15 protein-coding genes and 1 riboswitch are annotated in these 12969 nt (G+C 53.7%); all 15 genes read left to right on the top strand.

Annotation, left to right across the window (positions count from 1 at the left end):
• On the top strand, positions 1–206 hold a 206-nt coding region (locus BUB44_RS08240), incomplete at its 5' end, for a group II intron maturase-specific domain-containing protein (protein ID WP_278247937.1).
• A gap of 239 nt (positions 207–445) precedes the next feature.
• Positions 446–955 (top strand): hypothetical protein, encoded by a 510-nt coding sequence (locus BUB44_RS08235; RefSeq protein ID WP_083543161.1) that lies wholly within the window; start codon positions 446–448, stop codon positions 953–955.
• A gap of 17 nt (positions 956–972) precedes the next feature.
• A complete protein-coding gene (locus BUB44_RS08230; RefSeq protein WP_073165031.1) occupies positions 973–1752 on the top strand; it encodes a TIGR00282 family metallophosphoesterase in 780 nt (259 codons plus the stop codon).
• 135 nt (positions 1753–1887) lie between these two features.
• Positions 1888–2148 carry a stage V sporulation protein S gene (locus tag BUB44_RS08225; protein WP_013823423.1) on the top strand — a complete coding sequence of 87 codons (261 nt, stop codon included), beginning with the start codon at positions 1888–1890 and terminating at the stop codon, positions 2146–2148.
• Between the two features lie 110 nt (positions 2149–2258).
• Positions 2259–3266 (top strand): dipeptidase, encoded by a 1008-nt coding sequence (locus BUB44_RS08220; RefSeq protein ID WP_073165028.1) that lies wholly within the window; start codon positions 2259–2261, stop codon positions 3264–3266.
• Positions 3266–4105, top strand: coding sequence for a PHP domain-containing protein (locus BUB44_RS08215; protein WP_073165025.1), 840 nt, complete (start codon positions 3266–3268; stop codon positions 4103–4105). The genes BUB44_RS08220 and BUB44_RS08215 overlap by 1 nt, the downstream gene beginning before the upstream one ends.
• A 54-nt stretch (positions 4106–4159) precedes the next feature.
• Positions 4160–5326 (top strand): LL-diaminopimelate aminotransferase, encoded by a 1167-nt coding sequence (locus BUB44_RS08210; protein WP_073165023.1) that lies wholly within the window; start codon positions 4160–4162, stop codon positions 5324–5326.
• A 68-nt stretch (positions 5327–5394) separates the two neighbouring features.
• Positions 5395–5658: a translation initiation factor 2 gene (locus BUB44_RS08205; RefSeq protein ID WP_073165021.1), complete on the top strand. Its 264-nt coding sequence runs from the start codon at positions 5395–5397 to the stop codon at positions 5656–5658.
• A gap of 55 nt (positions 5659–5713) precedes the next feature.
• Positions 5714–6136 (top strand): DUF3842 family protein, encoded by a 423-nt coding sequence (locus BUB44_RS08200; RefSeq protein WP_027355397.1) that lies wholly within the window; start codon positions 5714–5716, stop codon positions 6134–6136.
• 94 nt (positions 6137–6230) lie between these two features.
• Positions 6231–6403: riboswitch (cobalamin riboswitch) on the top strand.
• Between the two features lie 103 nt (positions 6404–6506).
• Positions 6507–7076, top strand: a complete 570-nt coding sequence (gene cobU / locus BUB44_RS08195) for a bifunctional adenosylcobinamide kinase/adenosylcobinamide-phosphate guanylyltransferase (RefSeq protein WP_073165056.1) — start codon at positions 6507–6509, stop codon at positions 7074–7076.
• A 7-nt stretch (positions 7077–7083) separates the two neighbouring features.
• On the top strand, positions 7084–8655 hold the full coding sequence (locus BUB44_RS08190; protein WP_073165018.1) for a cobyric acid synthase: 1572 nt from the start codon (positions 7084–7086) through the stop codon (positions 8653–8655).
• A gap of 60 nt (positions 8656–8715) precedes the next feature.
• A complete protein-coding gene (gene cbiB / locus BUB44_RS08185) occupies positions 8716–9669 on the top strand; it encodes an adenosylcobinamide-phosphate synthase CbiB (RefSeq protein ID WP_073165015.1) in 954 nt (317 codons plus the stop codon).
• A 15-nt stretch (positions 9670–9684) separates the two neighbouring features.
• Entirely contained in the window at positions 9685–11082 is a 1398-nt protein-coding gene (locus BUB44_RS08180) for a cobyrinic acid a,c-diamide synthase CobB (protein ID WP_073165012.1), read from the top strand.
• A complete protein-coding gene (gene cobS, locus BUB44_RS08175) occupies positions 11076–11831 on the top strand; it encodes an adenosylcobinamide-GDP ribazoletransferase (RefSeq protein WP_073165010.1) in 756 nt (251 codons plus the stop codon). Before BUB44_RS08180 ends, cobS begins: the two co-directional genes overlap by 7 nt.
• Positions 11832–11843: 12 nt before the next feature.
• Entirely contained in the window at positions 11844–12968 is a 1125-nt protein-coding gene (gene cobD, locus BUB44_RS08170; protein WP_073165007.1) for a threonine-phosphate decarboxylase CobD, read from the top strand.
• Position 12969: the final 1 nt, after the last annotated feature.

The raw sequence follows: 12969 nt of genomic DNA, 5'->3' as shown, positions 1-12969 counted from the left end.
CCAGCATTTTCAGGAACCTGGAAGGCTGGATGCGGAGGAGGCTGCGCATGTGCCTCTGGAAGCAGTGGAAGCGAGTGCGGACAAGGTACCGCGAGCTGCGTGCACTGGGACTGCCTGAATGGGTGGTACATGAATTCGCCAACGCTCGCAAAGGGCCATGGCGGATGGCCCACGGGCCAATGAATAGAGCCCTGGGCAACGCTTGACTTTCAGTCCCAGGGCCTGATGAGCTTAACCGAACGTTATTCTTATCTTCGTCAAGCTTGGTGAACCGCCGGATGCGGACCCGCATGTCCGGTGGTGTGAGAGGACGGGGGCTAGCCGCCCCCTCCTACTCGATGGAATAAAATTTTTTGGGGCTAACTCGAAAGAAAAGCAGGAACTTAACCAATGAAACCGAATTAAAACGTATTGCTGGTATGAGGGAAAAAGGAAGGTGACTTCTTTGGTTACAGGTAGGGAAGACGTTACGGATAGCGTGGGGTTGTTAATTTCCATACTGGTACGTTATCCCGAAGTGGCTACCATTAATTTTGACCCCGGCAGGCAGGTTTTGAAGTTTAATTTCATTGTATCCCGTGTTCTCAACCGCAGGGAGTTGACGAATATAAAGAAGCAACTGCTCGACAGTATAGAGGTTTTCAGCATGCTGGAAGGAAAACAAACCCGCATTAGCCATATTAGCCATCAAATCTGTGACCACCTGACCATGATTGAGGTTCAGCGCGACGTGGAAACGCTGGTTCAGGAAGAAATAGCTCTAATTGTTCAGCTTTTACGCCAGCTTCTCGATGACAACCTGGTTGCCGAAGCCAACGATTCCTTCTTTGAAGAAGAACTGCTGATTCAGGAGGAAATTATTGAACATATGCTCGACAGTATACGCGTAACTGCCGAAGACAAGCCGCTTTTCGCTTTTCGCGAAGGCGGCCGTGTTCTGGTTTTTAACAAGTAGGCAGGGGGAAAATTCCAGTGCGTTTGCTTTTTATAGGTGATATTGTAGGGCGCCCCGGCAGACGGGCTTTAAAGGAAAACCTGCCCGGTTTGCAACGGGAGCTGGATATAGATTTTGTTGTGGCCAATGGTGAAAATGCTGCCGGGGGCAACGGTATTACCCGGGAAGTGGCCAGGGAACTTTTGGCCAGCGGTATTGATGTTATTACCATGGGTAATCACGTATGGGATCATAAGGAAATTTTTGAGCTTATAGAAAGGGAAAAAAGAATTTTACGCCCGGCCAATTACCCGCCCGGGGTACCGGGAGTTGGCCTTGGTGTGTTTGAGACAAGGGGTGGCGTTGAAATTGTTGTTTTAAACCTGGCCGGGAGAGTCTTTATGCCGGAACTTGATTGCCCTTTCCGCGTGGCAGATCACCTGCTGGAACAGTTGGGCGATTCCCCAAAAGTAATCCTGGTGGATTTTCATGCTGAAGCAACTTCGGAAAAAATGGCCCTGGGCTGGTATCTGGCCGGGCGGGTGTCGGCAGTTTGCGGCACCCATACCCACGTCCAGACGGCCGATGAACGTGTTTTACCCGGCGGTACAGCTTATATTACCGACGTGGGCATGACCGGTCCCCGGGATTCAGTAATAGGTGTCAAAAAGGAACTGGTTCTGAGCAAATTTCTTACTCAATTACCCCGCCGGTTTGAAGTGGCCCCCGGTCCCTACCAGTTTAACGCTGTAGTTATTGATATTGACGATGAGACCGGCGAGGCGCGGCAGATAAAGCGGATCCAAAATTATGAATAATCACACAAGTGATTAAAAAGATCGCGAAAGGGTGCAACGTAAAAAAGGAATTTTTTTGACCTTAGCGAATATATAACTTATAACTGTAGCAGTTGCCGGAAAATATTTTCAGAGAAGAAGGAGGTCTTTAAAAGGATGGAAGTATTAAAAGTTTCAGCAAAATCCAACCCCAATTCTGTCGCTGGAGCTCTGGCCGGAGTTCTCCGTGAGCGTGGCTGCGCGGAAATACAGGCCATTGGTGCCGGTGCCCTTAACCAGGCCGTAAAAGCAGTAGCCATTGCGCGGGGATTCGTTGCACCCCATGGAATGGATCTGATCTGCATACCTGCCTTCACGGATATTATAATTGATGGTGAAGAGAGAACGGCTATAAAGTTAATAGTTGAACCAAGATAGAGACTAAAACCATATTTTTTTTGCAGGCGGCCTGTTTATTCTATGGAATGAATAAACAGGTTTTTTTAGTTTGAGCGGAGAAAAGTTTTCCCTGGGAGTGAATGTGGCCAATGGACTGGTTATCTTTACACCACCAGAGCGTGGTGGTAGATGCCCATTGTGACGTGCTTACAGCAATGGAGGTGCAGAATCGGCGGTTAAACGAGGCAGGAAAGGGCGGGCACGTGGATCTGGAACGCCTGCGCCGGGGAGGAATTGATCTCCTGTTCATGGCTGCCTTCATTGCTCCGTCTTACCGGGAGCGGGCCGTGGCCAGGGCAATGATCCTTATCGACCGTTTCTACAGTGAACTGGAAGCCAATGGGGAAGAATTGATGATGGTTACCTGTTATGAGGATATTGCTGCTGCCCGGGCAGCTGGTAAGATGGGCGTTCTTTTAACCATTGAAGGGGGAGAGGCTTTGGGCGGCAGTCTTGGGGTGCTGCGCATTTTATACCGCCTGGGGGTGAGGAGCATCACCCTCACCTGGAACGGGCGCAACGAGCTGGCTGACGGGGTGGCCGAAGAGAGTACCAGAGGGGGGCTGACGCGTTTCGGCCGGGAAGTAGTCCGGGAAATGAACCGGCTGGGAATGCTGGTGGATGTCTCCCATATATCTGAAGCCGGTTTCTGGGATGTGCTGGAGGTATCCAGCCGGCCGGTGGTTGCCACCCACGCCAACAGCAGATATATCTGCGATCACCGCCGCAACTTGAGCGATGAGCAAATCCGGGCCCTGGCCGCTCAGGGGGGGGTCATAGGGTTATGTTTTTACCCCCCATTTGTTCATCCCACGCAGCCGTCTTTGAGCAAGCTGCTGGACCATCTCGATCATATGGTACAGGTGGGTGGTATAGGTTGCGTGGGAATAGGTTCTGATTTTGATGGTATTGAGGAGACTATTCCGGAATTGAAGGATGCTTCCTGCCTCCCTCTTTTAACCGAAGCTTTATACCAGCGGGGGTACCGGGCCGAAGAAATATCTGCTATTCTGGGTGGAAACTTCCTGCGGGTGCTGCACCAGGTTCTGCCCGGCAGGCAGGAACAATCTACGGTAATGTCGAATGAGGTGAAATGATGCCCTGTGACCTGCACGTACATACCAGTGCTTCTGACGGTACCGACGTTCCTCAGAAGGTAGTAGAGGATGCGTACAGGGCGGGGCTGTCTGCCCTGGCCATTACGGATCATGACACCGTGGATGGAATTCCTCCTGCTCTGGAAGCGGGTAGAAAACTGTCGATTTGTGTAATTCCGGGAGTGGAGTTCAGTACCGAAGAAGATGGCCATGAGTTACATATCCTGGGCTATCTTTTTCAACTTGATCATCCCGGGTTGCTGGAACAGCTGGCTTTTTTCCGCCGGACGCGGTTAGAGCGCGTGGTCAAGATGGTGGAGCGGTTGCGCAGGCTGGGAATTCCGGTAGAGCTGGAACAGGTTCTGGAGTTGGCCGGTGAAGGGGCTGTAGGGCGTCCCCATGTAGCCCGGGTGCTGGTACAGATAGGGGCTGTAGCTACGGTAGGGGAAGCATTTGAAAAGTATATTGGTAAAGACAGGGTGGCTTACGTACCCAGGTATAAACTGGCTCCACGGGAAGCAATAAACTTGCTTCACCGGGCGGGCGGAGTGGCCGTGCTGGCCCATCCAGGGCTGACCCGGTGTGATTATCTTATCCCCCGCCTGGTTGAGCACGGCCTCCAGGGTCTGGAAGTCTATTATCCTGCCCATTCCCAGGAGATGGTGTGGTACTACGAAAAGCTCTGCCGTCGCTACCACCTGGTGGCCACCGGAGGCTCTGATTACCACGGTTCAGGTCACCGTGAACACGGCTGCCTGGGGGCATCCACTGTTCCTGATGAAGTAATATGGTCATTAAAGGAACTGGCCGGGCAGCAGACGGGCCCGACAAATATTTAGCCAAAGGCCAGGAATTGCTTTTTGAAAAACATTTTTATGTAACGGGGTGGGGAAATGCAAATAGCTCAGCGCATTAAAAGTTTGGAGTCGGCTATTTTCAACGAGATGGAACATTATAAGAAGCAGGTGGAGGCCCGGGGAATAAAGGTGATTAATCTAGGTGTAGGCAGCCCGGACCGCCCCCCGGCCCCCCATATTATTGCCGCCCTGCACCGGGCAATTGATAATCCGGCTAACTATCGTTATCCGCTGCAGGGCCTGCCGGCTCTCTACCGGGCGGTGGCCCGCTGGTATCAAAGGCGTTTTGGGGTAGAACTGGATCCGGATCATGAGGTGCTGGTGCTGATGGGTTCTCAGGACGGCCTGGCTCATATTGCCCTGGCTTATATAGATCCCGGGGATATAGCCCTGGTTCCCGATCCTGGCTATCCTATTTATGCGTGCAGTATTCTTCTGGCGGGTGGGGAAATATATCCCATGCCCCTTTTGGCTGAAAATGATTTCCTTCCGGACCTGGACTCCATACCCGAAGAAGTGGCTGTAAAGGCCAGGCTGATGTGGCTTAACTACCCCAATAACCCTGTAGCCGTTTCGGCCAACCGTAATTTTTTTGAACGGGTAGTTGAATTTGCTCGCCGGTACGACATTCTGGTATGTCACGACATTGCTTATGCCGAGCTGGCTTATGATGGCTTTAAGCCCATGAGTTTTTTAGAAGTACCCGGTGCAAAGGAAGTTGGTGTGGAGTTTTATTCTCTTTCCAAAACCTATAATATGGCCGGTTGCCGCATAGGTTTTGCCGTGGGAAACCGGGATGTGCTGGCAGCCCTGTCTCGCCTTAAGTCCAATATAGATTATGGTGTGTTCAGGGTGGTCCAGGAAGCAGGCATAGCAGCCCTTGAAGGCCCCCAGGATTGTGTGGAAGAGACAGCCCGCACTTACCAGCGCCGGCGAGACGTACTGGTGGACGGGCTGGCCCGGTATGGCTGGCATATGCCCAAACCCAATGCTTCCATGTTTGTCTGGGCTCCCCTGCCCGGCGGTTATACGTCTTCACGGCAGTTTGCGCTGGAATTGCTGGAGCGTGCAGGGGTACTGGTTATTCCGGGACTGGCTTTTGGTTCCAGAGGGGAAGGATATGTACGGATGGCGCTGGTCCAGGAGGAGGAAGTGCTGGCTGAGGCTGTGGAGCGTATTGGTAGCGCATTTACTTTCCGGTAGCCTTTCGTCTATTGCCATCAGGGGCAGCATATACTAAAATCAGACCTGCTGCCTGGGGTGGTGGATCAATGGATGTGCTTGAAATGCAAAGAAGAATCCAGGAATTGGAAGAAAAGGTAGAGCAGCTCCGCTTAAGCCGCCGGGTCCTGATGAATTTAATTGAGCGGATGGAAAGGGAAAAATCCGCCTTCCTGGCCCGGCTGGAAAGAGAGAACAGGCGCCTGCACCGGGCCAATTACCGGTATGCGCGATCTTTATTACGCAAAAATATCCAGATTCTCGAACTGGAGTCGAGATTAAAAGATTATATGTCCCGTCATCCCGGGAGCTGATTTATGAAACAAATGCCTGTATTAAATTTTAATTTTGGATATGGGAGCGAAGAACATGCGTATTGCTGTGGTGGACGGGCAGGGGGGTGGCATTGGGAAGCATATTATGGAGAGGCTGCGCCGGGAGCTGCCTGAAGACGTGGAGATCCTGGCGCTGGGTACCAATGCTCTGGCTACTTCAATGATGCTTCGCGCCGGTGCCAACGAGGGGGCCACTGGAGAGAATGCAGTAATTTTCAATGCACCCCGGGTAGATCTGATCGTAGGCCCGGTGAGTATTCTTTTCCCCCATGCCATGATGGGGGAGCTGACACCGTCCATGGCCACGGCCATTGCCGCGAGCCCGGCCAAAAAAATCCTGTTACCCCTGGTCCGCGGTTCCGTAGAGCTGGTGGGCTTGCGGGCTGAGCCTCTTCCTCATTTGATTGAAGAACTGGTTCAGCGGGTGAAAGAATACCTGGGGGAAGACAGGCATTAGATGCTGGTGGTAACAGAAATTTAACAGGAATTATCAGGATGTAAAAGGATTTTGAAGTTACTCTGTCGAATAAAAAAAGTAAGGAAAAATTTAAAAAAGTTTTTAACCTGCAGGTGCCCCGTAGGGGAGAATAGGGAATCAGGTGAAAAACCTGAGCGGTCTCCGCCACTGTAACCGGGGAGTAGCTCTGCAATGCCACCGCCAGGGAAGGCGCAGGGCAGGCAATGATCCGGGAGCCAGGATACCTGCCTGCGGGTGCTGTTGGCCCCTTCGCGAGAAAGGGGCAATGGCTTTCAGGGCTAGGGACTGGCCTGGCACAAGTTTCCCCGGTCTTTCAAAGGCTGGGGTTTTTATTTTGAGGGGTGTGGATATGGCTCTGGTATTTGTAATTGGTGGTGCCAGAAGTGGCAAAAGCAGTTTTGCCGAAGAGCTGGCTGCCTCTTGCGGTTCAAGGGTTGTTTATGTAGCTACTGCCTCTGCCCTTGATGAGGAAATGGCCCGGCGGATTCACATTCACCGGCTCCGCCGCCCTGCCAGCTGGGTTACCGTAGAAGAAACCCGCTGCCTGGAAAAAGTAATCAGGCAATATGAAAACGATGCCGACGCCCTTTTAATTGATTGCGTTACCATGTGGTTGACCAATCTTCTCCTGGATGAAAACCTGCCCTGCTCTGGTGGTGCGCTGGATGACAGGGAGAGCTATATTTTAGAAGAAGCCCGCCGGCTGGCCGGGACGGCGGTGGCTTCCCCGGCCAGGGTGATAATGGTGGCCAATGAGGTCGGGCTGGGACTTGTTCCGGACAATGCTCTGGGTCGGGCATTTCGCGATCTGGCGGGGCGGGTAAATCAGCTCCTGGCCCGGGAGGCAGAAGAAGTATATCTGGTGGTGGCCGGTTTGCCCGTGGAGATCAAGTCCCGCGTGTTTAAAGGAAGGAGGTAATTTACGTATGCAGGCCAGGACAATTATGGTACAGGGAACCGCGTCCCACGTGGGTAAAAGTGTTCTGGTAGCTGCCCTGTGCCGCATTTTCTATCAGGACGGTTACCGTGTGGCCCCTTTTAAATCCCAGAACATGGCCTTGAACTCTTTTGTAACCCGGGACGGGGGTGAAATGGGCCGGGCTCAGGTAGTGCAGGCCGAGGCTGCCGGGATTGAGCCCCATGTGGACATGAATCCTATTTTACTTAAGCCTACGGGGCAGGCGTCCTCTCAGGTAATTGTACTGGGCCGGCCGGTGGGAAATCTTTCCGCCCGGGAGTACCACAATAACTACGCTCAAAAAGCGTGGGACGTTATCTGCCAGGCGCTGGACCGTTTGCGCCGGCGTTACGAAATTGTGGCCATAGAGGGCGCCGGGAGCCCGGCTGAAGTTAACCTTCAAGAAACGGAAATTGTAAATATGCGCGTGGCCCGGATGGCTGAAGCCCCTGTACTGCTGGCTACCGACATAGATAAGGGAGGCGCCCTGGCGGCTGTGGTTGGTACCCTGGAATTGCTTCCGGAAGAGGACCGGCAGCGGGTAGCCGGGATTATTATTAATAAATTTCGCGGTGATTTAAAACTATTCCAGCCGGCGGTTGATTTTCTGGAAGCAAAGACGGGTGTACCGGTGATAGGGGTGGTTCCCTATTTTGAAGGCTTCCGGGTGCAGGAGGAAGATACGGTATCCGAGGAAAGTCTGCGTAAAAGCCGGTCATCTATCCGGAGGGATTTAGATATTGCTGTTATCCACCTGCCCCATATTTCTAATTTTACCGATTTCGATCCCCTGGAAAATGAACCGGATGTGAACTTGCGCTATATTGGCAGGGGAAGTTCCCTGGGACGGCCCGATTTAATCATAATTCCCGGAAGTAAAAATACCATTGAAGATCTCGTAACCATAAAGCGCTGGGGCCTGGCCGGTGAAATTTGCCGTCTGGCCCGGGGGGGAGTGCCGGTAATCGGTATTTGCGGTGGATTCCAGATGCTGGGCAAAGAACTGGCCGATCCTTATCAAACCGAGTCCAGCATTCCCAGAATAGAAGGATTGGGGTTGCTGGATATTAGTACCACTTTTGAGCCGGAAAAGGTAACAACTCAGGTAGAGGCGACAGTGGCCGGCAGCGGGCCCCTTCTGGCTGATTCCCGGGGTCAGAGATTAGCGGGTTACGAGATCCATATGGGGCGTACCGTGCTGGGAAGCGATGCCGTACCGGCCTTCCGCATATTCCGGCGGTCAGGGGAAATGGTAGATTGTCCGGACGGTGCGCAGGACAGGGAAGGTCTGGTTTGGGGCACCTATATCCACGGCCTGTTTGACAACGACGTTTTTCGCAGGCATCTTTTGAACGCCCTGAGGGTTAAGAAGGGACTGGCTCCCCTGGAAAAAGGAGGGGTTGGTCATCTGGAACAGCGGGAACGTGATTATGACCGGCTGGCCGCTGTTGTAAGGGGGAGTCTGGATATGGACAGGATTTACCGTCTCCTCGGTTTGCCGGGACCCAAAAAAGGAAAAGCCCTGGCTGGAGCAGTATAAAGCAGTCTCCCACAGACTATAGAAGGGGGAGGTAGGCCCGGATAAACCGGGCCGGAGGGTATGTCGGTGGTAATTGCAGCCTATATTTTGGACCTGCTGGTAGGGGATCCCCCCTGGTTCCCCCACCCGGTTATTTATATCGGCAAATTAATTGCTGCCCTGGAAAAATTTTTTCGCCTTGTTGCCAGGAATCCCTCCGCCCTGCGGCTGGCCGGGATCTTCCTGGCAGCCACAGTGGTGGGGTTAAGTTATCTGGTTACCGGTTTCCTGATTCGCCTGGCTGAACTTGTACATCCGTGGCTGGCTCTAGGAGTAGAAATATGGCTTATTGCCACCACCTTTGCCGTCAGGGGGTTGGCCGGGGCTGCCCGGGATGTTCTCATTCCGCTGTCCCGGGGTGACCTCGAACTGGCTCGCCGGAAGGTGAGCCTTATTGTCGGCAGGGATACCCGGGCGCTGGATGGACGGGGAATCACCAGGGCTACGGTGGAAACGGTGGCGGAAAACATTGTTGATGGTTTTGTATCGCCCCTTTTTTACGCTCTTATTGGCGGGGCTCCCCTGGCCATGGCCTACCGGGCGGTGAATACTCTGGATTCCATGGTGGGGTACAGAAACGAGAAATACAGGGATCTGGGCTGGGCTTCGGCCCGCCTGGATGATATAGCTAATTTTTTGCCTGCGCGCTGGACGGGGTTGTTGCTGGTGGCAGCAGCCTGGCTTACCGGTCGCCGGGCTGGTAGCGCGTGGCGGGTGATTAAAAGTGATGCCCGGTGCCATCCCAGCCCCAACAGCGGGATTCCCGAGGCGGCCATGGCCGGTGCCCTGGGGGTTCGTCTCGGCGGGCTGAACTATTATGGGGGACAGGCCTCCTTCCGGGCTTATTTGAATCAGCCCGGCCAGCCGCCGGTTGTCGACCATATACGCCAGGCTATCGACATGCTGTACCTCACCGCTGCCCTGGCCGTAATAAGTGGTACGGCGGTAAAAATGATTTCGGGTTCTCTTTTTTGAGGGGGTAGGGTATATTTGAACATACCGCGCATTTTAATTGCCGCCACCCATAGCGGTGCCGGTAAAACAACGCTGGCTACGGCTTTAATGGCCGCCTTTACCAGGGCGGGTTATGTTGTCCAGCCTTTCAAGGTGGGGCCGGATTATATTGATCCCGGCTATCATTTAGCAGCTACAGGGCGGGAATCCCGCAACCTGGATACCATCTTTCTGGGACTGGAAGGGGTGCGGGAGGTATTCGCCCGTGCCGCTCTGGGGGCAGACCTCTGTATTATTGAGGGAGTTATGGGACTTTATGACGGCAGGGGGTCCACCGAGCGGGGCAGTTCGGCGGAAGTGGCCAAAGCCCTTGAGGCTCCGGTCCTGCTGCTCCTGGATGCCCGCTCCATGTCCCGGAGCGCAGCCGCTCTAGCCCTTGGCTACCGCATGTTTGATTCCGGGGTGCGGATAGCCGGCATATTGCTTAACCGGGTAGGGAGTCCGCGGCACTACAACATTCTGAAAGAAGTCATAGAAGAACAGGCAGGTGTTCCCGTGCTGGGTTGGATTGGTCACCGTGCGGAGATATCCCTTCCCCACCGGCATCTGGGTCTTTTGCCGGCTATGGAAAAGGATGCCCTGGCGGAACACCTGGAACGGCTGGTGGCGGTCCTGGAGGAGGGAGTGGATCTTTCCCGCTTACTGGAAATAGCACGGGCGGCTCCGCCCCTGCCCCGGATCGGGGAAAAAATTTTTCCTGCTGTGCCCAGGAGCCCGCGGGTTCGTCTGGGAGTAATTAAAGATGCCGCCTTCAATTTTTATTACCAGGACGGGCTTGAGCTCCTGGCCGCCCTGGGTGCAGAAGTGGTTTTTCTCAGCGCCCTTTCTTCCCCGGCTTTGCCGCCGGATCTGGACGGCCTTTATATAGGTGGTGGCTTCCCCGAAATGTTTTTGGAAAAGCTGGCGGCCAACAGGAGTTTTATGGAAAGCCTGCGCCGCGCTTTTAACCAGGGTATGCCTGTATACGCGGAGTGCGGAGGCCTGATGTATATATGCCGGAGCATTTATGGTTTTGATGGCCGGGAATATCCCATGGCCGGCTTACTGCCCGGAGTGTGCCGCATGCATACCCGCCGGGTAGCACTGGGATACTGTAAAGCCCGGGTGCTGAACGATAATATTCTGGCTCCAGCGGGCACAGAGCTGGTGGGTCATGAATTTCATTATTCTTCCCTGGAAGACATGCCTGCAGATTTTCCCAGGGCCTATGCCCTCCGCCGGGAAGGAGAAGAGGTGGAGGTACTGGATGGCTATGTCCGCGGCAATTTGCTGGCTTCCTACCTGCACCTGCATTTTGCGTCCTGTCCGGAGGCTGCCCGCCGCTTTGTGGAATGCTGTGCAAGGTTTAAAAAGAAAAGGGTGGTGGAATGCTGAAAATCCTGGCCATGTCTTTACAATTTCTAACCAGGTTTTACGTCTACCGTGGTGATTTTGATGAAAGAGCCTACGGGCGGGCACCCATGTTTTTCCCCCTGGTGGGCCTTTTTCTGGGCGTGGCCTGGACGGTTCTTTATCTGGCTCTGACGCACCTGTTCCCGCAGCCCGTAATTGCCGCTTTTCTGGTTCTGGGGATGGCCACCCTTAGCGGGGGCCTGCACCTGGACGGGTTTATGGATACCATGGATGGAATTTTCAGCGGGCGTTCCAGAGAAAAAATGCTTGAAATAATGCGGGATAGCAGGGTTGGCGCCTTCGGGGTGCTCGGGCTGGTCTGTTTATTGCTGCTAAAATTTGCTCTCCTGTTAAGCCTGCCCCGCGAAGCTTTATTACGCCTGTTACCAATTGTACCGGCCATCAGCCGCTGGGGAATGGTTTATGCCATCGCACGCTTTCCCTATGCCCGCGCCCAGGGTCTTGGCCTGTTTCAGGTTCAATATACCGGAAGCAGGGAGCTGGCCGCGGCCTCTTTCCAGGTTCTGCTGATTGCTTTAACAGGAGGATGGCTGGGGTTGTCACTGTTATTTGCCTCCCTGGTGCTGGTACACGGGCTCGCCCGCTACTTCACCAGCCGTTTAGGCGGGCTGACCGGAGATACTTACGGAGCTATTAATGAAATTACGGAAGTGTTTTTACTTCTGGCAGCGTATCCATTGAGTAAATGCCTCCCATTAACATTGCTGTAAACGGGGGTGCAAATGGTGATTTATAATGATAAAATAAATAGGGGTTACCAGACCGTTCCTCCCCACGGGGGCAACCTGGTCCGGGCATCTTTGGAATATGGTTTTGCGCCGCAGGATTTTCTGGATTTCAGTGCCAATATCAATCCCCTGGGTCCCAGCCCCCGGGTCCTGGAAGCATTGAAAGATAATCTCTGGCAGATATCCCATTACCCAGATCCAGATTGCCGGGAATTGAAGGTGACCCTGGCAGAACACCTGGGAGTTGATCCTTCCTGTCTCCTGGTAGGAAATGGAGCCAGTGAATTGATTTATCTGCTGGCTCGCGTTTTTCCCTTTCGCCGGGCGCTTATTCCTGCTCCGACCTTCAGCGAATATGCCCTGGCCGTTAGAGCTGCCGGAGGGGAAGTGAAGTATATTTTTCTGGATTCCTCTCGAGGTTTTCCTTTTCCCTTAAAGGAAGTTTTAAAGCTATTACCGGAAGCGGATGCTCTTTTTTTGTGCAACCCCAATAACCCTACCGGGGGGCTTGTTACCTGCCGGGAACTGGGCTTTTTGCTGGAAACAGCGCTGGCTTGCGGTTCCATGATAATTGTTGATGAGGCATTTATGGATTTTGTCCAGAATCCCGCATCCTATTCCCTGCTTTGCCAGGCCGGGCGGCATCACCGTTTGATTCTACTCTACTCGTTAACTAAAATCCTGGCCATTCCGGGTCTGCGGCTGGGAGTGCTGGTGGCACGGCCCGAGGTGGTCCGCACCCTGGAAAAGGCGCGGGATCCCTGGAGTGTTAATGCCCTGGCTCAGGTTGCCGGGGTAGCCGGGTTGCGGGACAGGGCATATCTGGAAGCCACCCGGGAAGTGGTGACCCGGGAGAGGGAGTTCCTGTTTCAGGAGCTTTCTTCCCTGCCCGGATGGCGTCCTTTTCCCGGGACGGCCAATTTTTTGCTTGTAGACATAACGAATGCTGGTATTACTGCAGGCGAGTTAACCGGTTTACTGGGTCGCCGGGGTATCCTGGTTCGTAATTGTTCTAATTTCCCCGGCCTGACGGAAGGTTACATCCGGGTTGCCGTGAAGGGGCATGATGAAAATCTGCGTCTTTTAAAAGTACTGGGTGAGGTACTACAGGAGAGGTAAA

This window comes from Desulfofundulus australicus DSM 11792 (assembly GCF_900129285.1).
GTDB classification, from domain to species: Bacteria; Bacillota; Desulfotomaculia; order Desulfotomaculales; family Desulfovirgulaceae; genus Desulfofundulus; species Desulfofundulus australicus.
The sequence above is the reverse complement of the archived record's forward strand: the minus strand, read 5'-3'. Positions and strand labels throughout refer to the sequence as shown.